Consider the following 24713-nt stretch of genomic DNA (forward strand, 5'->3'; position numbering starts at 1 on the left):
TAATTATTACATGTCCTATATTTATTTTTATAATCATCTTAGACCTCATGGGTCTTTAAAGTATCTTACTCCTGATTTCGTTTTTTATCTTTTTAATGATAATTTCAATGATTTTATTTCGTCTTATGATTTTTCTGATTTTTTCGTTTCTGTGAAAAAATAAGTTTTTCTTATTTTTTGTCTAATTTTCGGGGGTCAAGCCGCATATTTTTCACCTTCTGATATTTTATTTCTTTTTTATTATATCATAACTGGATTAAATAATATACAAATTAGCATTTAAATTTTCTGATATTATATCCCCTTATTTGTAAGATTTTAATAGAATATATCAAAAAAATCGTCTGTAAAAAACACAGACGATTTAAAATATTTTTATTTATAAAATTTTATCGATTTTTGGCAATTTTTTTACATTATAAGATTGTTCATAACATTGAGCTAATGAAAATAATTTTTCTTCTTCTAAAAATCTTGCTGTAAAAGTCAAGCCAAAAGGTTCTCCATTTATATATGTTGTTGGAACAGTAATTGATGGGTATCCTGCTTTTGCAGCAATACCTGCTCCATAATTAGCAGGAAAAAGCAGAGCTGTTAGATTATATTCATCCATTACTTTGTCAATCCCTAATTTTCTCGAATATTTTCTATCATTTAATAAGCTTTTTAAGTATTCTTTATCATTTATATTTGTCCCATCTGATCTAATTAAAATATTTTGTCCATATTTTATTGCTTTTGGATTTTTATAATTATATTTTATAATATCATTCAACGTTTTTACTTCTAAATCTTTATCTTTTAAATAATTATTTATTCCATGTTTAAATTCATAATAAAGTACATTGATGTTATTTATTTTATCCAAATTCTCAAATTTTACTTTAATTATTTTCCCGCCCAATTTCTCAACTTTTTTCAACGCTTCAAAAAAAACTTCTTTTTTTTCATCCTCTAACCATTTTATATGATTTTCGGAATAACCAAAAATCATCCCCTTATAATCTTTTATTTCATTATATTTTGGATTATAATCTTTTACTATATAAGTAGTTGCATCTTTTTTATCATATTTGCTCAATATTCTAAATATTTCATAAGCATCTTTAACTGTTCTGGTTATTGGACCAGCGGTATCTTGTGTATATGAAATCGGTATAATACCACTTCTGCTAATTGAACCTGTAGTTGGTTTTAGACCAACGCATGAATTTGAACTGCTTGGCGATAAAATAGAACCAGATGTTTCAGTTCCTATAGCTGCTAAACATAAATCTGCTGCTACAGCTACTGCAGAGCCAGAGCTTGATCCTCCAGTATCAAAATTACCATATGGATTTTTAGTTTGTCCTCCTAATGTTGAGTAACCGTTTTTCATCTTAAAAGAAACAAAATTGGCAAATTCAGTAAGATTGGCTTTTCCCAAAATAACGGCTCCCGCTTTTCTTAATAATTTTACTAAATATGCATCTTCTTTTGCAAAGTTTCCTTCTAATGCTTTAACTCCAGCAGTTGTTTGCATTTTATCATTTGTGTCAATATTTCCTTTAATAATTATAGGAATTCCATGTAATTTACTTCTTATTTTTCCTTTTTTTCTTTCCAAATCTAATTTTCGAGCGATAAATATAGCATCAGGATTAATTTCTAATATTGCATTTAACATATTATTATATTTTGCAATTCTTTCAAGATAAAACTCTACCAATTCTACACTACTTAATTTTTTTTCATCGAATAATTTGTTAACTTTTTCAATCGTTAAATTCATCAATTCCATAGGTATCCCCCCAAAAAATACTTTTTATTTTAAGGTACTTGTTACTATTAATGAATAACCCAAAGCATAAAAACTGCTAAATCCAAATATTAGTTCAGTTTTTTTCATATTTACCCCCATTTAAAACTGGGCGGTATTTACCGCCCTTATAATTTATAATGATTCAATTTCATTCATAATAAATTCTACTAATTCGGAAATATACTTTTCAGAGAAATCAAATTTTATACCAGCTATTTCATATAACTTTTTAACTGGATATTTAAAACCAGAATTTAAAAAGTTTTTATATTGTTCTATTGCTTTTTTCTCATTCTCTTTATAATTCTTATAAACTGCTATAGCTCCTAATTGTGACATAGCATATTCAATATAATAAAATGGCACTTCAAAAATATGCAATTGCCTTAACCATCTAATTCTTTTTTCTTTATCTAATTCCGACCAATCAATTCCAGGATTAAATCTATCCATTAATTCACCAAAATAATTATCTCTTTCTTCTATTGTATGATTAGGATTTGTGTATATCCAATGTTGAAATGCATCAACGATCATTACCCAGGGTAATATTTTCAATGTTCCTTCTAATTGTTCTCTTTTAGCTTTTTTTAAATCTTCAGGATTATTATAATATTCATCTAAATACTCTAAAGTTAATAATTCCATAGACATTGAAGCTAATTCGGCTACTTCACTTGGGAAATCTTTTAGTATTGAAATCGGTATATCCTTAGAATAAAAGGTATGTTGTGCGTGTCCTGATTCATGCAGTAACGTTTTTACATTTCCATGTATTCCTACAGCATTCATAAATATAAATGCTGCTCCTGTTTCTCTTAAAGGATAATTATAGCCTCCTGGTGCTTTGCCTTTTCTATTAATTAAATCTAAAAAACCAGAATTTTTCATTTTTTCTATATTTTTTGCAAAATCAATATCTACTCTTTTTAAAACTTTTATAGCTTTTTCTACAAACTCTTCTTCTGTTTTAAATGGTTTTAATATTTTTCCGTCAACATCAACTTCAGTATCCCATGGTCTTAAAGTTTCCACATTTAATTTTTTTCTTCTTTCTTCATTTAATTTTGTTAATGCTGGAACAACAGTTTTTTCAACAGAGTTATGAAATTCAAATAAATCTTTAGGTGTAAAATCAAACCTTCTTTTTGCATCATGCATATAATCTCTAAAATTTTCATATCCAGCATTTTTTGCTATTTGAATTCTAATATTCTTTAATTCATCAAAGAGGTTTTCTAATTCTTCATGATGTTCTAATATTGCATTATTTACTAAATTCCAAGCATTTTCTCTAATTTTCCTATCGGGATTTTTTAAATATATTCCCATTTGAGATAAAGTTTTTTCTTCACCATCAAATTTTACAGTTATTTTAGATATTATTTCGCCATATTTAGAAGATAATTTCTGTTCTTTTACTTTTAATGGTAAATTTTCTTTTCTAAAAATTTCAATGTCTCTAGATATTAATTTATTCATATGTATATAGCTCTCGTCTTTTAATTCATTTCTATAGGGTGATTCATAAAATTTCTTTTTTAATAAGAAATCATATTCACTTGCAGGAGATATTATATTAGCATAAAACTCATTAAATGCTTTTGAATTTTCTTCTTTTGTATCACATGTCATTCTAATATATCTCCATGCCATTTCTTCAGAGAGTATAGCGTCAAATTCAGACCACTTTTCTAAAAATTTTAGTAAATCATTAACTGAATTTATTTTTTCATCTAATAAACTTTCTAATTCATTTTTCACATCGTCCCAACTGTTCAAATTAATTTCTTTGTTATAAAATTTTCTTGGTTTCTTTTCAATTTTTTCATTTGTAATTATCATCTTTTTTCCTCCTTTTTTCATTTTGTTAGTTATACTAATTATATCATACTTTTATAAAAATTTATATTATTTTTTTTTTGTTTAAATATTTTTGATTTTATAAAAAATTTTTGAGCTATCGCTCTCCTTTTCCTTTAGATTTTTTATACCTAAAAAATCTAAGCGTAAATTTGTAGAAAAAAAATCATGTATTTTTATTTTATTTATTATATAATTTTATTGTGGTGCCACAAAGGAGGGGGATTATGGAAAATTATATATTAAAAAGTATTAATTCCGCATTAGAATTTATAGAAGAAAATATATCAAATGATTTTTCTTTAGAAGATATTGCTGAATATTCGAATTTTTCATTATCTTACCTATATAAATTGTTTAATTTAATTGTTGGTATGAGCATTAAAGAATATATCAGAAAAAGAAGGCTTTCAAAGTCTGTATATGATTTGTTTAATTCTAATATGAATATTTTAGAAATTGCTATCAAATATCAATATAATACCTATGAATCATATTCAAGAGCATTCAAAAAAGAATTCGGATTATGTCCTAGTGAAGTTAGAAAGAAAAGAATAAATGTACCGTTATTTAAACCTATAACTTTAAATGGAGGGGATATTATTATGGAAAATAGAAACTATTTATTGCTTATTGATATTGATAAATTTGCGGATATTAATAAAACATACGGAAGAAAATTTGGTGATTTAGTTCTATTACAGATACCTAAAAGAATAAAAGAAGTTTTAAATAATGGAAACATTGAGTATGAAAATAAAAAAGCTGAAAACATTGAAAGATTAGGCGGAGATGAATTCGTGATTGTATTGAAAAATACCGATGAAAAAAATGCAAAAGATATTTCTAAAAAAATTTTAGAAAATATTAAAAAAACATTTGTTTATGAAAATAAAAATATTCAGGTAACTGCGAGTATAGGAATCACTGAATATGTTTTATTAAATAAAGATACTTATGATGATGCGTATAAAGCTATGATTAATGCAAAAAAAGAAGGCAGAAACACTTTTAAATTAATATAGTTCTTTAGTATAATGCAAACCATGTAATAGAATAAATATAATTGGTATGGAATTTCCATACCAATTATTAATTATATTGATAGTAATTTCAAAATATTTTTTTAATTATAATTTTTCTTTTGATTTTATTTGGAAAATTTTATTGTTAGATTTGATAATAACATCTTTTTTCGCTCTGGTTATTGCAACATAAAAAAGATTGATTTCATCAATAATGTATTGATGTTTAAATTTTATATTTTCTCCAACTATTATTTTTTCAATATATTCTTTATAATTAGTTTTAAATTCTTCAATTGTCTTATATTTTTCTTTTTTTAATAAATCTATTATATCTGGAAAATCATGACAAACAATAACTTTATCCCATTCTAATCCTTTACTTGTATGCGCCGTAGTAAGAAAAATTTTACTTTTACTATTTTTTGATTTATTTTCTGCTATGTCTAAAAGTGAAAATATTTCTTCATTATATTCTTCTGCTATGTTTATTGCTGAAATTAATTCATAATCTTCAAAATCTTCTGCATATTCTCTTAAATCATTTAATGATTTGAATTTTAAAAACCATTTTTCTGTTATTTTTTCTTTATAAGTTTGATTTCTTAAGTATTTTATATAATAATATATATTTAAAGAGAGATAAAATATTTCTTTAGGAGACCGAATAAGTTTTATTTCATGATTTTTGAATTTATCTATAAGCTTAATAAGGGTGGCATTGGTTCTTGTTACAAAAGCTATATTTTTTATATTTGTATCGTTTAAATAGTTGAAAGAAATTATCTCATTTTCTTCACCTTTGAATTTTTTTAGTATTATATTTGCTTTCTCAGCAATACTATTATTAAATCTAAAGCTTTGGGTTAAGTATAGAATTTCTGAATTTAGATCATTTCTAATTTTATACATTGCATTGGTTGATCCTCTGAATGTATATATTTGTTGATGTGGATCACCAACTATTATTTTTTTTCCTTTTAATTTTTTAAAAATATCTAAAACAACTTCATTTGTATCTTGTGCTTCATCAAGAAGCACATAATCAAAATTTATTTTTTCCAAATATTTTTCAATATTTAACTGAAAATATTTTAAATATACATTATGCGTCATTTCAAGCTCGCCATTAATATACATATACCATATTTTTTCAATTTTATCTTTTAAATATTTTTTATGTTCGTTTATGATTCTAAGTCTCGGATTGTTTTCTATAATTTTTTCAATAGTACTATTGGAAATTTCTTTTATATCACTATTACAAAAATCATTAAATGCTATTCGAAGTAAATCTGCAATATATATATCAATTCCGAGTATAGAAGATATTTCAGATGTATTTAATTCTTTTCCAATTTTTTTTATTTTTAAATCTTTTTTTACAAAATAATACGCAAAACCATGTGTTGTTAAAACTTTAATATTTTTTATACCAGCTTTTTTTATTTTATATTCAATCTCATTTTTTATTGATCTATTAAAAGCAAGATATAGAAATTTCTTATTGCTTAAATTATAGGCAATGTTTAATAATGTGGTTGATTTTCCTGTCCCTGCAAAAGCATTTATTATTAAATTATTTACTTTCGCCTTTTTTATTATATTTATCTGTTCTTCTGTTAATTTATAATTCTTTTTATTTTCATAATTTGTGTTTTTAAAATATGTGTTATTTATAATTTTTAAATATTCACTGTATATATTGTCTTTTTTGTTATTTTTATAAAAATCCCATCCGCAATTTGAACATTTTTTTATATCATCTTTCATTATCTTATTACATTTCGGACATTTTTTGAACAAAAAAAATGAATCACAATACGGACAAATTTTTACATCACTTTCAACAATTTCTTCACACGAAATACAGATTTTTGTATATTTTATAATACTTCACTCCATTCTTTAACATTTGCCAATAAACTCTAACACATCCTCATCAAAATTTTTTATTGATAATGTTAATTTTCCTATTCTTTTTATTGTTTCTTCAACATTTCCAGCAGCTATTCCATTACCACAGGGAATATTCATATTTTCCAATGCCAATTTTGCACTTTGGAGAGCTACGAAAGTGCCTGTTCCCGCTTTCAAGGCACATCCTCTTTTTGCGCCATCACATGTTAATCCAAACAGCGTCGATAAAACGTTGTTTACTGCATTTTTTATTTGCGTTTTTGTTCCACCTTTTAAATAAACTATCCCACCAGCAACTCCAGCTGATGCAACAGATCCTGCACCACAAATAGGTGTTAACACCCCTGTATAAGATTTTATATATATAGTAATTAACATACTGAGTAATAAAGCCTTTTTCATTTTTTCATCATCATATTTTTCACCTATTTTTATTATAGGTAATGTGCTGGATAATCCCTGATTTCCACTTCCAGCAACAGTCATTACAGGCATTAATTCTCCACTCATCCTCGCATCGACTGCCGCTTGTACTATATTCACAGGTTCATAATCCAACACATGTCCAAAATTATTTTGTGTCTTTAACCCTTTTTCTGCAATTGCTGTATTCATATCTATAGCTTTTTCAATTAAATCAATTACTTCATTATCTGCAATTTCTACATATTCTATTAACTTATCAAAGTTAAAATCTTTTATTTTTTCCAATAATGCTCCACTTTGTTCAAATGGTTTATCTAATATAGGTGTTCCATTTTCTTCAATATGGACTATATTATCATGTTTTCCTTCAATTATTACTTGAACTATGTTTTCACTTTCTATTATACAATTAACCTTTAAACCATTATAATCTTTATTTACATCAATTTTTATCTTGCTCAATATTTTATGTGAATTATCAATACATTTTTGTTCTACATTCTTCAAAACTTCCAATCCCAATTCAGCTTCGCCACATGTATAAGCAAGTGCTGCTGCTATTTCTAATCCTATAAAAGGTGTCCCTGGAATATTTACTTCTAAACCATTTTTATAAGTATTTTTATCCAATAATATTTTTATTTTTTTTAATTTTCCTTTTAAATATTTTTTTGCCGTTGCAACTGCTAATGCAACTGCTATTGGTTCTGTACAACCATATGCAGGTTTAACTTGATCAAAAATTATTTTTTTTAACATTAATATCCCCCCTACACTTAGTAATTTTGTGATTCAATATTTGATATATCAATAATTGGAGCTAATCCAACCATTAAAAAACCTATTATTTTTAATACATTAAATGCTTCATTTAAAAACATCGCTGATAATACTGACGCAAATATTAGTTCTAAAGGCATTATTAAAGATAGAGTATGTGATTGTAATTTTTTTAATGATAAATAATTTAAAGTTAGTGGAACAAATGTTGCTAATACTGCTAATATAAAACCAGATAACATAAATTTACTATTTAATGTATATATTTCATTATTTAATAATACTAATACAAAATAATAAATAAATGTTCCAGAAAAAGTATAAAATGCACTTTCAAAAGGATTTGTATTTTTTTCTTTTAATTTATCACTTGCAGCCACAACAAACAATGCATTTACAAATGAACTGAATAATATTATTAATGTGCCAAATACTATGCTATTATTTCCAGAAAAAGCTCTTTCGCCCAAATTGGAAATCAAAACTCCAACAAAGGAAATTGCGACTGCAGAAATATTTACAATATTGAGTTTTCTTTTTGTAATTTTTGTTTGTAGTAATGATACAAAAATTGGATTTGTAAAATATATTACTGTCGCATAAGCTGGATTCAAATATTGAAGACCTACAAAAAAGGCATATGCTGCTATTCCGTAATTCATTATGCCCAACATTGAAAAATAGATAAATTTTTTGAAATGAAATTTATATCCTGCTAATACAAATATCATTCCTGCTATTAAAAAAGAAAAAAAGAATCTCAAAAATAATATTTGAGATACACTTGCTCCTATATTAAATGAATATTTACCAAGAACAGATGTTACTGATGAGGAAAAAGCCGATAGTATTGCCATTAAATAATGCAGAAAAATCACCTCTTATATTATTATACTAATATTATATATTTTTTTTATTTATATTTCAAGAAAAAAAGAGGTGGGATAATCCCCCTCTTTAACTTTAATCAAAAATATTCTATTATTTTTTCTGCAAATTTATTCGCTGAAAGAACTTTTTTATCGTCTTTTACAATATCAGGTGTTCCAAATCCTTCTAATATTGTTTTTTCAAGAGATTTTCTTATTAATTCTGCCACCTGTGTAAAATTTATATATTCGAACATCATAGCGCCAGATAATATCAGAGATGTGGGGTTTGCCATTTCAGGATTCTTTATTCCTGGAGCAGTACCATGTGTCGGTTCAAATAAAGCTATATCATCTCCTATATTAGATCCTGGAACAATTCCTATCCCTCCCACCTGAGCTGCTGCTGCATCTGATAAATAATCTCCATTTAAATTTGGAGTTATTAATATATCAAAATTTTCTGGATTTAATAATAATTGTTGAAACATATTATCTGCTATAATGTCGTTTATCTCTATTTGATGTTTTTCTAATTCTAAACTATAATCTTTTGAAACTTCATAACACCAGTTTCTAAAAGCTCCTTCTGTATATTTCATTATATTCCCTTTATGCACTATGGTTATCTTTTTTCTATTATATTTTATAGCATATTCTATTGCTTTTTTCATTAATCTTTTCGTCTTAAATTCACTAATAGGTTTAATACCTATTGCTGTTTTATTCAGAGATATATTAAAATTACTTTTTAAAAAATTTATTATTTTATTTGATTCTTCAGAATTTTCTTTCCATTCTATTCCTGCATATACATCTTCTGTATTTTCTCTAAATATTATAATATCAACCTTTTCCGGATTTTTTACAGGAGCATCTATTCCTTTTATATATTTTACAGGTCTTATACATGCATATAAATCCAACTTTTGTCTTAATGCCACATTTAAGCTTCTATATCCACTACCAACTGGTGTTTCTAATGGACCTTTTATACCAATTTTATATTTTTTTAAAAGTTTTAAAGTTTCAAGTGGTAGAATATCCCCATATTTTTCAAATGCTTTTTTTCCAGCATATATTTCCTTCCAGATTATTCTTTTTTTATCTTTGTATATACGATTTACAGCTGCATTCCATACTTTCATAGCAGCATCCATTACGTAAGGACCTATTCCATCTCCTTTTATATATAAAATAATTTTATTTTCCATTTTCTCAACTCCCTATATATAATAAAAAATTTTATTATTTATCCAAAAAATGATTGATTAGAACAAGATTATCTGCATGTATAAATTCTTTATAATCGAAATCTTTTAAGATTTCTTCACTTTTTTTCCCTTTTATAATTTCAGTTTCATCTTTAGAATAATTGGTTAATCCTTTTGCTATTAATTTTGAATTATAATATACATCTACTGCATCGCCTTTTATAAATTCTCCTTCTATTTTATTTATTCCTATTGGCAATAAACTTTTTCTTTTTAATATTGCTTTATTAGCACCCTCATTAATATAAATCTTACCCTTACTATCGCTTAAATAAGCTATCCATGCTTTTTTATTTTTCATTTTTTTATCAGGTAAAAAAATTGTTCCTGGATTTTTATTTTCTATAAATTCATTAATATTTTTCAGATTATTTCCATTACAAATACACGCTTTGATACCAGATGCTGATGCCATTTTCCCTGCAAAAATCTTTGAATCTATTCCACCTGTTCCTAAAGTAGTCTTTTTCAAATTCATTATTTTTTTGTTTTCTTCATACTCTTTTATAATAAAACCTGTTTCATCATATATTCCATCAACTGAAGTTAAAATTATTAAACCATCTGCTCCCCACCCAATTGCAAAGTAGGCTGAAAGTAAATCATTATCTCCAAATTTTATTTCTTCTATTGATATTGTGTCATTTTCATTTATAATAGGAATTATTTTTAACTGGTTCAAACCTATAAGTGTATTTTTAAGATTTAAAAATCTTTGTCTATTGGAAAAATCATCTCTAGTAAGTAAAATTTGGGCAACCTTTTTATCATAAAAATCAAATGCCTGTTCATATATCTTCATTAATTGTACTTGTCCAATTGCGCATAAAGCCTGTTTTTGTGATAATCCTTTTAATGGATGTAAATTAAGATATTTTAGTCCTGCTGCATTTGCACCAGAAGAAACAATTACAACTTTTTTTCCGTTATCTACAAGATTTGAAATAATTGAACTTAACTTTATAATAAAATTTTTATTTATCTGATTATCTTTTATAAGTAGATTACTACCTATTTTTATAACAATTTTGTCCATATTACTCCCTCACATTATAATTTCCAAATATTATATATTTATAAGTAGTTAACTCTTTTAAACCAACAGGCCCTCTTGCATGCATTTTTTGAGTGCTTATCCCCATTTCTGCACCCATTCCAAATTCTCCTCCATCTGTAAATCTCGTAGAGGCGTTTACATAAACAGCTGCAGAATCTATTTGCTCTATAAATTTCATAGCATTAAAGTAATTTTCTGTCAATATTGATTCTGAATGTCCTGTGGAATATTTTTTTATATGCTCAATTGCTTCATTAAAGTTTTCTACTATTTTTATTGACAATATTAAATCAAGATATTCTGTAGCCCAATCTTCTTCTGTTGCATTTTTAACATTTATAATATCAACAGTTTTTTCGCAACCCCTAATTTCAACGCTTTTTCTTTCTAAAACATTTTTTAACTCTGGTAATATTTTTTTAGAAATATTTTTATGTATCAATACCGTTTCAACAGTATTACATGTCCCAGGTCTTTGTGTTTTGGCATTATCAATGATTTTTATGGATCTCTCTATATTGGCAGATTCATCTACATATATATGACATATTCCAACACCAGTTTCTAAAACAGGAACTGTGGAGTTTTTTACAACAAAATCAATTAAACCTTTTCCACCACGCGGAATGATTAAATCTATATATTCATTTAATTTAAGCATTTCATCGACAAATCTTCTATCTGTATTTTCTATTATTTCTATAGCTGACTCCGGGAGATTGGATTTTTTTAGTCCCTCTTTTATTGCTTTTACTATAGCTTTATTCGAATTTATTGCATCTGATCCACCCCTTAATAATACTGTGTTACCTGACTTTAATGCCAATATTGTAGCTTCCAGTGTAACATTTGGTCTTGATTCATAAATTATTCCAACAACACCTATTGGTACTCTAACCTTGCTTATTCTTAGACCATCTTCCCTTAAAAATGAATCATAAATTTCTCCAACAGGATCTTTTAAGTTAACAACTGTTTTACATGCTTCAATCATCCCATTTATTCTTTTTTCGTTTAATTCCAATCTATCAATTAATGCTTTTTTTAAACCTTTTTCTTCAGCAAGTTTTACATCCTTTTTATTTTCTTTTAATATGAATTCACTGTTTTTTTCTATTTCTTCTGAAATTTTCAATATTGCATGATTTTTTTCTTTTGTAGTTAGTGTTTTTAATATGTCAGTTGCTTTTTTTATTTTTTTTGCTTTACTTATTAATTCACTCATATTATCACCTCACAAACTTTTGCTTTTCAAATATGATTCGTATATAGACTTCATAATTGCACCTTTAACACCTTTTTGCTCTAATTCATATAATCCTTTTATTGTTACACCACCTGGCGAAGAAACTTTATATTTTAATTCTGCTAATTCAATGTTTTCTTTTTCCAAAAATTTTATAGATCCTTCAAACGTTTTTAAAACTATTTCTTTAGCTGTCTCCGCATGTAAGCCAATATTTATAGCCCCTTCTATAAAACTTTCAAGTATAAAAGAAACAAATGCCGGACCACTACTATTTAAAATAGTAAATGCATCAAATTTTTCTTCTTCTAATTCTATTACTTTTCCAAGTGGTTTCATTAAATCTATAATACCCTTTTTTATATTTTTATCAATAGTTTTATTGAAAGCAACAGCTGTAACTCCTTTGCCAATTTTAGAAATTATAGTCGGCATAATTCTTATCACATTATTTTTATGAGTTTTTTCTATAACTTCTTCTAATTCTTTTCCTGCCGCTGTACTTATAATATAATTTTCTTTTTCCTCAAGTTCAGATAATTCTTTAAACACTTTATCAATATGTTGTGGCTTTACAGCAACAAATATAAACTTTGATTTCTCATATACCTCTTCTATTGATTTACAAATATTTACATTCTCAAGCTTTTCATACTTTTTTAATTTTGATCTTGTTCTATTTATTATATTAAATTCATATTCCTTATTATATAATGCTTCTAAAATCATACTTCCTATATTTCCAACACCAATAATTCCAACATTCATAATATCACACTCCATAATCCCCATATTTCTTTACGTATTCATCAATACCCCCTATTTTAATTATTTTATTCATAAATTCCGGAAATGGTATAAATGTATATTCTTTTTTTTGAGTAATATTTTTTATTATGCCTTTTTCTGTATCTATTTCGAGGATATCACCTTCATTAATCTCATTTGCTTCTTTTAATTCTATAACAGGTAACCCGATATTTATAGAATTTCTATAAAAAATTCTGGCAAAAGATTCCGCAATTATACATGATACCCCTGATAATTTAATAATCCTTGGCGCATGTTCTCTTGAAGAACCTAACCCAAAGTTTTTACCTCCAACAATAATATCCCCTTTATTTACTTTATCAGCAAAATCTTTTCGAGCATCTTCTAAAACATGTTTTGAAAATTCATTAAGATTTGATCTTAAATGAAAATATCTACCTGGAGCTATATGATCTGTTGATATATTATCTCCAAATTTCCAAACTTTACCTTTTAATTTCATTTTAAAACCTCCCTTGGATCTGTAATATATCCAGTAATCGCACTTGCAGCAGCAACTGCTGGAGAAGAAAGATAAATTTCTGAATTTGGATTTCCTGCTCTTCCATGAAAATTTCTATTTTGAGTTGATAATACCTTTTCCCCATCAGCAGGAACTCCTGCATGTACTCCTACACACGGACCACAACCTGGAGGTAATACTGTCGCATCAGCTTCTAAAAATATATTAATCAAGCCTTCCTTCAATGCTTGCAAATAAACTTCTTTTGAAGCAGGAGCTATTATTAACCTTGTATCTGATGCTTTTTTTCTTCCTTTCAATATGGATGCTGCTACTCTTAAATCTTCTATTCTACCATTTGTACATGTTCCTATGTATACTTGATCTATTTTTACTCCTACTGCTTCTGATATATTTCTCGTATTATCAACGGTATGTGGAAATGCTACTTGCGGTTCTATATTAGATAAATCAATTTCTATAATTTTTTCATAATTTGCATCATCGTCTGCTCTTATTTCTTTATAATCATTTTCTCTACCATTTATTTTTAAATACTCTTTAGTTTTTTCGTCAGTGGGAAATATCCCCACCTTGGCTCCAGCTTCCACTGCCATATTTGATATTGTAAGTCTTGATTCCATGGAAAGATTTTTTATACCCTCTCCACTAAATTCTAATGCCTTATAAGTTGCTCCATCAGCGCCAATCATTCCAATTAAAAATAAAATTATATCTTTCGCATAAACTCCAAAAGGCAGTTTACCCTTTAAATTTATTTTAAATGTTCCTGGGACTTTTAACCATACTTTTCCTAAACCATATGCAAGAGCTATATCCGTAGATCCCATACCTGTAGCAAAAGCTCCCAAAGCTCCTGCAGTACATGTATGTGAATCAGCTCCTACAATTACATCACCTGGTTTAGCATATTTTTCAGCTACTATTTGGTGCGAAATCCCTTCTCCTATATCATATATATTCGCAGAAGTTTTTTTACAGAAATTTCTTAATTTACTATGAGTATTGGAGAGTTCTTTTCTTGGACTTGGTGAAGCATGATCTATAAAAACCAGAGATTTACTTTCTACATCTTTAAAATTCAAATAATTAAACTGATCAACAGTTAATGGACCTGTCCCATCCTGTACAAACGCCAGATCTACATTCGAAACAATTATTTCTCCCGGAAAAACATCTTTTCCGGCATGTTGGCTTAAGATTTTTTCAACTATTGTTTTACCCATTAATTTTCAACTCCTTTCACTTCTCTATACTTTAACCCTTTTGGTCCTTTATAAATTGACCGGGGTCTAAATATTCTATTATTTTTTTTATATTCCATTGCATGAGCGGTCCAGCCAACTATTCTTGCCATGGCAAATATAGTTGTAAAAAATTCCGAAGGAATTCTAAAATAATTATAGAGAATGCCTGAATAAAAATCTACATTTGGAAATATTTTTTTATTTTTAAATTTTTTTATTACATATTCTTCAACCTTTAAAGCTATTTCAAAATATTCAATTCTTTCATTTATAAACAAATTTTTTATCCAATTTTTCAATATTCTTGCGCGTGGGTCATATGTTTTATATATTCTATGACCAAAACCCATAATTTTTTCGCCTTTTAAAATTAAAGAATCAATATAATTCTCAACATTGTCAATACTTTTTATTTCCTCAAACATTTTTAAAACTCTTTCATTTGCACCTCCATGTAAAGGTCCTTTCAATGCCCCTATTGCTGTTGTTATAATAGAATACAAATCTGATAGAGTCGATGCTGTTACTGTTGATGCAAAGGTAGAAGCATTCATACCCTGTTCTGCGTGTAAAATTAATGCTTTATCAAAAATATCAGATTTTTCTGAAACTTCACCAAACATCATATACAAAAAATTTTCAGAATGGTTCAAATCTTCTCTTGGCCGAATTAATTTCATCTCGTTTTTTATCCTATACCAATACGCTATGATTGTAGGTATTTTCGCTGTTAAATTTATTGCATTTTCTAAGGATGAATTTGTTTTTTCAGAATATATACCTAATAAAGACACCGCACTCCTCAACACATCCATAGGATGTGCATTTTTTGGTAATTCTTTCATCATTTTTACAATTTTTTTAGGTAACTCTCTTTTTTTAGATAACATTGATTTTATAAAATCAAGTTCATTTTCATTTGGAAGAGATCCAAACCATATTAAATAAGATGTTTCTTCGAAATTAGAATTTTCAACCAAATCCTCAATTTCAAACCCTCTATAAACAAGTTTCCCCTTTTCTCCATCAATATATGAGATAGAGCTTATCGCTACAGCTACCCCTTCCAATCCATGTTTTACATCAAAATTAACATCCATTTTTTCACCTCCTCAATATTGAAAAATTTTATATTATTGTAAAAAACGATGTCTTTAATTGTTTAATTTTCTTTATTAAAATAGATTATAATTCTATTTGTTTTTATCTTTTGATATTAGAAAAAAGAATAAAAAAAGGCCACACTTCTAAGAAAGTGTGGCCTTTGATTACCTTAAGTTAAAAAAATCATACACCGAGCTTAAGGTGCCGCAAAGGCCACACCTTAGGTTCGGGTTGATTATTTAATGTATTTATTAAATTTAAAGCAGAATAATTAATTACAAACATTATAATTTCCTCCTATCGGCTTTTAACGGCACAGATAACCTTTAATTGATTTTAACATATTTATTATTAAAAGTCAAGTCTTTTTTTACAATTATATTATAGTAAATAAAATTTAATTATTTTTTAACTATTTACTCCAATCATAATTATATATCCACTTCTGCTTTAATTCTTCCAATGTCCCATCTGTTTTTAATGTTTCTATTACCGTATTTAACCATAAAAGTAAATCAAGATCACTTTTTTTAACAGCTATTCCCAGATTTTCTTTTGTTAATAAATCTTTAATCATGACAATAGATGGGTATTTTTTAACCAATGTTCCAAAATACAAATCATCAAACACTATGGCATCCGCTTTTTTTATAATTATTTGATATGCTGCTGCATCAACTGTCTCAAAAGTTAAAATTTGTGCTTGTGGAAAATTTTTTCTGGCAGCTATTTCACCTGTTGAACCTAACTGTACCGCTATTTTTGCTTTTTTCCCCATTTCTTTCAGACTCTCAATAGTAAGACCTTCTGGATATTTCTTTGAATTATACATTAATGCCTGCCCAGTTTGATAATAAGGAATTGTAAAATTAACTTTCAACGCCCTTTCAGGTGTTATTGTCATCGCGGCTAATATTATATCAAACTTATCAGTCATCAATGCCGGAATTATTCCATCCCAATTTGTTATGATAAATTTTACGTTTACACCGAGAAAGTCAGCTATAATATTCGCAAATGCTATGTCGTGTCCTATTCTTTCTCCTTTTGTATTAATACCATAAAATGGTGCATATGCTGGATCCTGACCTATCAATAAAACGCCTCGTTTTTGTATCTCTTCAATTTTTCCACCAAATACTACTAATGTCATCAAAATTGCCAAAAATAAAAATATTCTTTTTTTCATAATATCAACCTCCTAATTATTTTTTTGATTAAATAATAAAAAAGACCACATTTAATTAATGTGGCCAGAATTTCCTAAATTCAATACAACTCTAAAAGGTGTAAATATTGGCCACACCTCACATGATGATGATAATAATGATGATGATGATGCAAATTTCCGTTATAATTAAATTTCTTTATAAAAATACTTTTTTCCATAAATAAACCTCCTCTCTATTAAGCTATTTCATATTTTAATTCTGTTTTAAAAAAAGTATCTGGATCCATGTTTTCTAATATTTTTCCATCTTTCATAAAAACAATTCTATCTCCTGCTTTTTTTGCAAAATCAACCTCATGAGTTACAACAATCATAGTAGTTCCCGAATTAGCAAGTTCAACCATCGTTTCTTTTACTTCATAAACTAAGCCAGGATCAAGAGATGAAGTTGGTTCATCAAATAAAATTATTTCTGGTTCCATAGCTAAAGCTCTGGCTATTCCAGCTCTTTGTTGTTGCCCTCCAGATAATTGCCCAGGAAAATTATATACTTTATCTTTTAAATGTACTTTTTCTAAAACTTTAATAGCTTTTTCATAAGCTTCTTCTTTTTGCATTTTTTTTGTTCTTATTAATCCTAAAGCTATATTATCTATTATTTTTAAATGTGGAAAAAGATTATGTTGTTGAAACACAAATCCAATTTTTTGAACTAAGTTTTTCCTTGTATAATCAAAAATATTTTTTTCTTCTAATATTATTATTCCTTCATGGTATTCTTCTAATCCAGCAATACATCTCAATAACGTTGATTTACCAGACCCAGAGGGTCCCATTATCACCAACACTTCTCCTTTTGTAACTTTCATATCTACACCTTTTAAAACCTGTAATTCTCCAAAATTTTTTTTCAAATTTTTTATTTCAATCATAATATTGCATACCTCCTTTCAAAATATTTTCCTAAAACTTGTAATAGTGCTGTTATTGTAAAATAGAATATTGCTACGGTTATATAAGATTCAAAAGATGCAAATGATGATGTTGCAATTTGGCGTCCAACCATTGTCAATTCCTGTAATGCTATTACAGAAGCAAGTGAGCTATCTTTTACAAGACTGATAAATTGTCCTGTTAAAGCTGGTAATGTTGTTCTAAATGCCTGAGGTAAAAGTATATCAACATAAATATAAAATGTGTTTAGTCCTATCGTTTTTGCTGCTTCAATCTGGCCTTTATCTACAGCTTCTATTCCTCCTCTTATTATTTCTGATATGTATGCACCTTCAAAAAGAGAAAGTGATACAATTGCACCAATCATAGCATTAATCTCAATCATAGATCCTACACCATAATATATAATCAAAATTATTACTAATAATGGTATATTTCTAAAAACTGTGGTATATGTATTGGCAAATTCTTTTAAAATTTGATATTTAGATGTTTTCATTACTCCAAATATAATACCAATAATCAGCGCAAATAATATTGATAACAAAGATATTTTTAATGTCATGAAAAAACCATCTATATATAAATTCATATATTTAAAAGGTACACGTTGCCAATTAAAAGGATAATTTTTTGACATTTCAATATAAAAACTTGATAGTATGAATATTAATACAATATATGCTATTATTTTTTGTATATATTTTTTTTTCAATCTATTCACTCCAATCATAATCAACCATCCATTTTTGTTTTAATTGTTCCAATGTTCCATCTGTTTTTTTACATTCAATAAATGTATTTAACCATAATAACAAATCTATATTTTCTTTCTTTATAGCTATCCCAAGGTTTTCTTTATTTAATAAATTTTCAGTTGTTTTTATTGCAGGATATTTTTTTGAAATAGAACCATAATATAATTCATCAAAAATCAATACATCTGCTTTTTTGGTAATTATCTGATAAGCTGCAGCATCAACTGTTTCAAAAGTCAAAATCTGTGCTTTAGGGAATAATTTTTTAGCTGTAAATTCTCCTGTAGTACCTAATTGAACTGCTATTTTAGCTTTTTTCTCCATTTTTTCTAAATCTTCTTTTGTTATTCCATCTGGATATTTCTCACTATTATAAAATATTATCCGTCCAGTTTCATAATATGGAATTGTAAAGTTTACTTTCAAAGCTCTTTCTGGGGTTATTGTCATCCCGGCCAATATAAAATCAAATTTGTCAGCCAATAATGCTGGTATTATTCCATCCCAATTTGTAATAACAAATTTAACTTTTACTCCTAATACTTCTGCCATCATTTTTGCCAATTCCACTTCATATCCAATTCTTTCACCTTTTGTATTAACTCCATAAAACGGAGCATATGCTGGATCCTGACCAACTAATAAAACACCTCGTTTTTGTATTTCTTCAATTTTCCCTCCAAAAACAATCATAATCATCACAATAACGAATAATAATACAACTAACTTTTTCATAATATCTCCCTCCTCTAAAAAAGTATTTGATTAAATTTTATATAAAAAAAATTATATAAAAAAAAGCCACACCTTAGATGGTGTGGCCTCTGATTTTCCTTGAGCAAATACGACAACTCAAGGTGTCAGCGCGAGGCCACACCTTGAATGATGTCTTAATATTATATTTGAATTGCTATTAATTATTGTATATAAATTTTTCATACTATTTCCTCCCATTTTTTCACAATCTAAATTTTTTATGATTATATCATAAAATACTTTTCATGTCAACTGAGTTTGTATTATTAATACTCTATTAACTTAAATATAATCTTGCTTTCTAAATATAAAAATGGTATAATTATAATATAACAAAAATTACAAGGAGGGGATTTTATGATATCAAAAAATATGGAAGAAGCTTTAAATAAGCAAATAAATGAAGAACTGTTCTCCGCTTATTTATATTTATCTATGGCCGCATATTTTGAAAGGAAAGGTTTAAAAGGGTTTGCTAACTGGATGAATGTTCAATACCAAGAAGAAACTTTTCATGCTATGAAAATGTATAGATATTTACTGGAAAGAGGTGGAAGCGTAGAACTTTTTGAGATAAAAAAGCCAAAACGCGAATGGAATTCAACCCTTGATGTTTTTAAAGAAACTTTAGAACATGAAAAACATATTACTAAATGCATCAATGACCTTGTGGATTTAGCTGAAAAAGAGCATGATAGAGCCACATTTAACTTTTTACAATGGTATATAGACGAACAGGTTGAAGAAGAAGCAAATGGTGAAGAAATAATAGCTAAGTTAGAGTTGATAAAAGATAATCCTAATGCATTATTTATGTTAGATAGAGAATTATCTTCAAGAACTTTCCAAATTCCAAGTGAAAATTAAAAATAATAAAAGCAGGCTTCAGCCTGCTTTTATTATTTTTAATAATACTTTTATTGAGTATATTTTTCCAAATAAGACGGGATTCCATTATTATTGATAATATTAGAATATATTTTTCCACTTGATCTTATATGAATTTTAGAATTTTCATAATCAAGTTCATATAATCCATATTTAGCAGAAAATCCATATTCCCATTCAAATAAATCAAAAATTGTCTTATGATGAAATCCAAAAACTTTTACATTCTTTTTCAATGCTTTATATACATTAGTTAATACTTTAATTAAAAAAGTCGCTCTGTATATATCATTTTCATCAGCAATCCCTGTTGATAATATTAGAATAGGTTTATCCAATGATTTTATTTTCAATAAATATTCTAAAATTACATCTGGATTTATATTCTTTCCAATATCATCTTTTTGAACTGGTTTAGAGGTGTCATAAACACTATTTCCATCATAGCTAATAGATATAAAATCTAAGTATTTCGATAAATTATTTTTCCTAAAATCAAACTCATCATAGGTAATATTTTTTGTAAAAGAAATTTTAGAATATTTATTGTTTTTCTTTATTAAAAAATATATATCTTTATGTAAATCATAAAAATTTTTTATAATTGCATCTTTTTTTTCTGTGTCATTATTTTTTGATTGCGGAAAACTTTTTTCTTCAAATGTCTTTTTTATATATTTATCAGGTTCAAAAAAAGTTATATAGTAATCGACTATATCCCCTATATAATTTAATATAGTTTCAACATATTCAATAAAAAATTTAAAGTTTTTTTCTTTACTAAATCCACCTTTTTCTTCAAACCATATTGGTAATGTGTAATAATTTAAAATAACGATAGGTTCAATTTTATTTTTTTTCAATTTTATAATAAAATTTTTATAACTTTCAAGCTTTTTATAATTAATAAAATTCATTTCAGGATATATTTTTGCCCATTCAAAAGAAAAAGACAGAGAGTTATATCCGGAAACTTTTGAAACCTCTATTATTTCATTAAATAAATTCATATTCATATTGTTTAAAATAGATAAGCTAGTTCCATCTCTTATATGGCCTTTCTTTTGCCATAAATCCCAATTAGTTTTATCATTCATTTTTTCAATCTGATATGAAGAAATTGTATTCCCCCATAAAAATCCTTTAGGAAAAGTAATATTGCTTTCCACTTTAATCCCCCATTTTATTATTTTATTATCCCAAATGCTTTTAATATAACCCTTTTTCGTCTTTTACCATCAAATTCTGCATAAAAAATTTCCTGCCATGGACCAAGATCCAATTCTCCATCCGTAATTGGAACTATAACCTGATGGTGCATTATTAAATTTTTTAAATGCGCATGTCCATTTATTTCTCCAGTTCTATGATGCTTATAAGGATAATTTTGTGGCGCTAACTTTTCCAGCCATTCTTTTATATCCTCAATTAATCCTGACTCATAATCATTTATATACACAGCAGCTGTTAAATGCATAGCCGAAACAAGAACATATCCATCTATAATATTAGATTCACTAACAAACTTTTTTACTTCATCTGTTAAATATATTATATCAATACTTTTTTCAGTATTAAACCATAAATATTTCGTTACACTTTTCATTTTGCTACCGTATACCTCTTTATCTATTGACATTCTCCCCCTCCTAAAATTTTGGTTTTTCTCGCATTGTTTTTATACTTATCTTTTCAAAAAATCTCAAAATTTTAGTAAAAAACCTTTCTCTTGAAGATATTGGCTCTACTTTTATCGTGTAAAAACCATTTTTATTACCAGCAATTATATCTGTAAATAGCTGATCACCTATTAAAACTACATGAGTCGGTTCAATATTAAATTCTTGAACACTTTTCTTTATTCTAAAGGGAAACGGTTTTAACGAATAACCCATAACTTTTATGTTATACATTTCTAACTGCTTTTTTATATTATCAAATCTATATTCTTTACCATTTGATGCTATCATGATTTTAAAATCTTTAGACAATTTGCCAAATAATTCAATAATATCATCTGGTAATTTTTCAGAGCGCCATGTAGTTAAAGTATTATCAAAATCGAATATTAATAATTTATAATCCTTTTGCTTTAATTTTTTGTAATCTATATCAAAAATAGTTTCAGCAAATTCATTAGGGACAGCTAAATCCATAACTCTAAACAACCATCCAAATGTATAGAAAAAAATGAAGTATAAAGATTTCGAGACTATTGCAGCTATTTTTTTATAAAAGGAATCTATTTCATAAGTGTATGGATTAACTAATATTGTATATAATCCATTTTTATTTCCTACTAGAATATCTGTAAAAAACAGATCTCCTATTAAAACAGTATCTTTTGGACGAGAATCTAAATCTTCCAATACTTTTTTTATTTTTTCGGAAAATGGTTTTTTCATTTTCCAATATATTTTAACTTTTTCTCTCATTTTTTCTTTTACATTTTTGATTCTTTTTTCTGGACCATTAGATACAACTGCAATTTTAAATCCCATTTTATATAATTTTTTAAAAAGAGCAACTGTCTTATTATCTATAGGCTGTTTCCATGGGGCTAATGTAAAATCATAATCAAATAGTAAAGTATTAAATCCTAATTTTTTTAATTTCAAATAATCTATATCAAAAATAGTTGGATGATGTTCGTATGGAATTGGTATAATATTATAAATATTTTTTTTAAACTTCTCCGTTGTTGGGTTCAACCCTTACAACCTCCAAATCTGCCATTTCTTTTAATGAATTTATCAATTTCAAAGATTCATCCAATGTATCCTTTGGACTTATTATTTTCATTAGATTATTTTCAATTACATTCCTTACATTCATTAAATTATCAACTGATTCAAGCAAATATGTAACTAAATGTATATCTTCTCGTTTTACTTTTACATATATATCATATTCTTTTACATCTGTTTTCACTTCAGCACCTCCAAATATGCAAAACATTTTTTGTTTTTATATTTTACATTATATATCTTACATATTTTTTACAAAAGCTCTGCAGCTTTAGTTGCTAACTCTGATCTCTCACCTTTTAACAAATATATATGCGCTGCTAAATCTGAATTTTTAAATTTAGAAGAAACATAAATTAAACCATTGGATGAAAAACCCAAATAAGGATTATCTATTTGAAATGGATCTCCAGTTAATATTATTTTTGTATTTTCCCCAACTCTTGTTATAATTGTTTTTATTTCATGCGGTGTGAGATTTTGCGCCTCATCTATTATCATATATTGTTCTGGAATGGATCTTCCTCTTATATAAGATAATACCTCTATTTCTAATATTTCTCTTTTTTCTAAATATTCATCAGGTTTTTTCCCTTTTCCCTGAAATAAAAAATCTAAATTATCATATATAGGTTGTAACCAGGGTCTCATTTTTTCCTGGATGGAACCTGGCAAATAGCCAATATCTTTTCCTACTGGAACTATTGGTTTTGATACTAATAATTTTTTATATTTTTTTTCATCTAAAACTTTGCTAAGCCCTATTGCTAATGCAAGCAATGTCTTACCTGTCCCCGCACTACCAACAAGAGTTACCAAAGGTATTTCATCATTAAGTAATGCATCAAATGCAAATATTTGCTCTCTATTTCTTGGATTGATTCCAAATATTTCTGTAAAATATGATATATCCAATTTTATTAAAGCTTTCTCTTTCTCTGAATATCTGTAATAATTTCCATCATTTAAATCAAAATACGTATTTGGATATGGTTTTTCATTTAAATTTAATAAATTATAATTAATCTTTTCTTTTTCAATAATTTTTTTATCAACCTTAAGTTCAACAAATCCTGTAAAATAATTTTTGTATTCAATACGATCTGTCAAATAATCTTGTGCCTCAATCCCAACAGCTTCAGCTTTTATTCTTAAATTTAAATCTTTAGTAACTAAATAAGTCGGTATCTCACCTTCTTTTTTTAACTCCATTGCATATAATAATATCCAATCATCCATTTTTTTCCCTAAATAACGAGGAATTTTTATTCCATTTTCTTCTAAAGTTGCTATTTTTAGCATTCCACCATTTTCTAATTTTATTCCTTTTTGCAAACTACCTTCTTTTCTTAAATTGTCTAAAATTCTATTAACTTCTCTCGCAGCAGCACCTGTTCGCTCACCACGTGTTTTAAGATTATCTATTTCCTCTATTACTGGAAATGGTATAATGACATTATTGTCTTCAAAATTAAACATTGCTTTTGGATCATGAATTAAAACATTAGTGTCTAATACATAATTTTTTACCAT

23 protein-coding genes are annotated in these 24713 nt (G+C 26.7%); 2 read left to right on the forward strand and 21 right to left on the reverse strand.

All coding sequences use genetic code 11. The features are described from left to right. Nucleotides 1-379: 379 nt before the first annotated feature. Both XO12_RS01105 and XO12_RS01110 read right to left on the reverse strand, forming a co-directional pair. Nucleotides 380-1780, reverse strand: a complete 1401-nt coding sequence (locus XO12_RS01105; protein WP_217683609.1) for an amidase family protein — start codon at nucleotides 1778-1780, stop codon at nucleotides 380-382. Between the two features lie 153 nt (nucleotides 1781-1933). Next, nucleotides 1934-3646, reverse strand: a complete 1713-nt coding sequence (locus XO12_RS01110) for a M3 family oligoendopeptidase (protein WP_047268200.1) — start codon at nucleotides 3644-3646, stop codon at nucleotides 1934-1936. A 245-nt stretch (nucleotides 3647-3891) separates the two neighbouring features. On the opposite strand from XO12_RS01110, the gene XO12_RS01115 reads away from it, so the two are divergent. Further along, nucleotides 3892-4689, forward strand: coding sequence for a diguanylate cyclase (locus tag XO12_RS01115; protein ID WP_052913122.1), 798 nt, complete (start codon nucleotides 3892-3894; stop codon nucleotides 4687-4689). Nucleotides 4690-4794: 105 nt separating this feature from the next. Here XO12_RS01115 and XO12_RS01120 read toward each other — a convergent pair whose 3' ends face one another. The 14 genes from XO12_RS01120 to XO12_RS01185 all read right to left on the reverse strand — a co-directional run bounded on the left by XO12_RS01120 (nucleotide 4795) and on the right by XO12_RS01185 (nucleotide 19524). Further along, nucleotides 4795-6462, reverse strand: a complete 1668-nt coding sequence (locus XO12_RS01120; protein ID WP_175419547.1) for a UvrD-helicase domain-containing protein — start codon at nucleotides 6460-6462, stop codon at nucleotides 4795-4797. Nucleotides 6463-6597: 135 nt separating this feature from the next. Further along, nucleotides 6598-7794 carry a serine dehydratase subunit alpha family protein gene (locus XO12_RS01125; protein WP_047265073.1) on the reverse strand — a complete coding sequence of 399 codons (1197 nt, stop codon included), beginning with the start codon at nucleotides 7792-7794 and terminating at the stop codon, nucleotides 6598-6600. 17 nt (nucleotides 7795-7811) lie between these two features. Beyond that, a complete protein-coding gene (locus XO12_RS01130) occupies nucleotides 7812-8672 on the reverse strand; it encodes a DMT family transporter (RefSeq protein ID WP_231580365.1) in 861 nt (286 codons plus the stop codon). Between the two features lie 110 nt (nucleotides 8673-8782). Further along, entirely contained in the window at nucleotides 8783-9898 is a 1116-nt protein-coding gene (locus XO12_RS01135) for an NADP-dependent isocitrate dehydrogenase (protein ID WP_047265074.1), read from the reverse strand. Nucleotides 9899-9932: 34 nt separating this feature from the next. Further along, nucleotides 9933-10994, reverse strand: a complete 1062-nt coding sequence (gene proB / locus XO12_RS01140) for a glutamate 5-kinase (RefSeq protein ID WP_175419548.1) — start codon at nucleotides 10992-10994, stop codon at nucleotides 9933-9935. Nucleotide 10995: 1 nt separating this feature from the next. Continuing rightward, a complete protein-coding gene (locus XO12_RS01145) occupies nucleotides 10996-12240 on the reverse strand; it encodes a glutamate-5-semialdehyde dehydrogenase (RefSeq protein WP_175419549.1) in 1245 nt (414 codons plus the stop codon). 9 nt (nucleotides 12241-12249) lie between these two features. Next, on the reverse strand, nucleotides 12250-13029 hold the full coding sequence (proC, locus tag XO12_RS01150) for a pyrroline-5-carboxylate reductase (RefSeq protein WP_175419550.1): 780 nt from the start codon (nucleotides 13027-13029) through the stop codon (nucleotides 12250-12252). A gap of 4 nt (nucleotides 13030-13033) precedes the next feature. Then, a complete protein-coding gene (locus tag XO12_RS01155; protein WP_047265078.1) occupies nucleotides 13034-13534 on the reverse strand; it encodes a 3-isopropylmalate dehydratase small subunit in 501 nt (166 codons plus the stop codon). Then, the gene (locus tag XO12_RS01160; RefSeq protein ID WP_175419551.1) at nucleotides 13531-14781 is read right to left on the reverse strand and encodes a 3-isopropylmalate dehydratase large subunit; all 1251 of its coding nucleotides are present in this window, start codon (nucleotides 14779-14781) and stop codon (nucleotides 13531-13533) included. The genes XO12_RS01155 and XO12_RS01160 overlap by 4 nt, the downstream gene beginning before the upstream one ends. Further along, nucleotides 14781-15902 (reverse strand): citrate synthase/methylcitrate synthase, encoded by a 1122-nt coding sequence (locus XO12_RS01165; RefSeq protein ID WP_175419552.1) that lies wholly within the window; start codon nucleotides 15900-15902, stop codon nucleotides 14781-14783. Before XO12_RS01165 ends, XO12_RS01160 begins: the two co-directional genes overlap by 1 nt. 416 nt (nucleotides 15903-16318) lie before the next feature. Next, the gene (locus XO12_RS01170) at nucleotides 16319-17095 is read right to left on the reverse strand and encodes a transporter substrate-binding domain-containing protein (RefSeq protein ID WP_047265081.1); all 777 of its coding nucleotides are present in this window, start codon (nucleotides 17093-17095) and stop codon (nucleotides 16319-16321) included. A 218-nt stretch (nucleotides 17096-17313) separates the two neighbouring features. Continuing rightward, nucleotides 17314-18009, reverse strand: coding sequence for an amino acid ABC transporter ATP-binding protein (locus tag XO12_RS01175; protein WP_047265082.1), 696 nt, complete (start codon nucleotides 18007-18009; stop codon nucleotides 17314-17316). Next, nucleotides 18006-18746 (reverse strand): amino acid ABC transporter permease, encoded by a 741-nt coding sequence (locus XO12_RS01180; protein ID WP_254867656.1) that lies wholly within the window; start codon nucleotides 18744-18746, stop codon nucleotides 18006-18008. The genes XO12_RS01175 and XO12_RS01180 overlap by 4 nt, the downstream gene beginning before the upstream one ends. 1 nt (nucleotide 18747) lies before the next feature. Further along, on the reverse strand, nucleotides 18748-19524 hold the full coding sequence (locus XO12_RS01185) for a transporter substrate-binding domain-containing protein (RefSeq protein WP_175419553.1): 777 nt from the start codon (nucleotides 19522-19524) through the stop codon (nucleotides 18748-18750). Between the two features lie 378 nt (nucleotides 19525-19902). Here XO12_RS01185 and XO12_RS01190 point away from each other — a divergent pair, with 378 nt between their 5' ends. Next, a complete protein-coding gene (locus tag XO12_RS01190; protein WP_047265085.1) occupies nucleotides 19903-20412 on the forward strand; it encodes a ferritin in 510 nt (169 codons plus the stop codon). 50 nt (nucleotides 20413-20462) lie between these two features. Here XO12_RS01190 and XO12_RS01195 read toward each other — a convergent pair whose 3' ends face one another. The 5 genes from XO12_RS01195 to XO12_RS01215 all read right to left on the reverse strand — a co-directional run bounded on the left by XO12_RS01195 (nucleotide 20463) and on the right by XO12_RS01215 (nucleotide 24713). Next, nucleotides 20463-21602 carry a family 1 glycosylhydrolase gene (locus XO12_RS01195; RefSeq protein WP_175419554.1) on the reverse strand — a complete coding sequence of 380 codons (1140 nt, stop codon included), beginning with the start codon at nucleotides 21600-21602 and terminating at the stop codon, nucleotides 20463-20465. A 17-nt stretch (nucleotides 21603-21619) separates the two neighbouring features. Next, complete coding sequence (locus tag XO12_RS01200; protein WP_047265097.1) at nucleotides 21620-22039, reverse strand: secondary thiamine-phosphate synthase enzyme YjbQ; 420 nt, start codon at nucleotides 22037-22039, stop codon at nucleotides 21620-21622. A 43-nt stretch (nucleotides 22040-22082) separates the two neighbouring features. Then, nucleotides 22083-23144, reverse strand: a complete 1062-nt coding sequence (locus XO12_RS01205) for a YqeG family HAD IIIA-type phosphatase (RefSeq protein ID WP_052913123.1) — start codon at nucleotides 23142-23144, stop codon at nucleotides 22083-22085. Further along, on the reverse strand, nucleotides 23119-23364 hold the full coding sequence (locus XO12_RS01210; protein WP_231580366.1) for a DUF4911 domain-containing protein: 246 nt from the start codon (nucleotides 23362-23364) through the stop codon (nucleotides 23119-23121). The genes XO12_RS01205 and XO12_RS01210 overlap by 26 nt, the downstream gene beginning before the upstream one ends. Before the next feature lie 68 nt (nucleotides 23365-23432). Further along, on the reverse strand, nucleotides 23433-24713 hold the full coding sequence (locus XO12_RS01215; protein WP_175419555.1) for a PhoH family protein: 1281 nt from the start codon (nucleotides 24711-24713) through the stop codon (nucleotides 23433-23435).

Source organism: Marinitoga sp. 1154 (assembly GCF_013363285.1).
Taxonomy (GTDB): domain Bacteria; phylum Thermotogota; class Thermotogae; order Petrotogales; family Petrotogaceae; genus Marinitoga.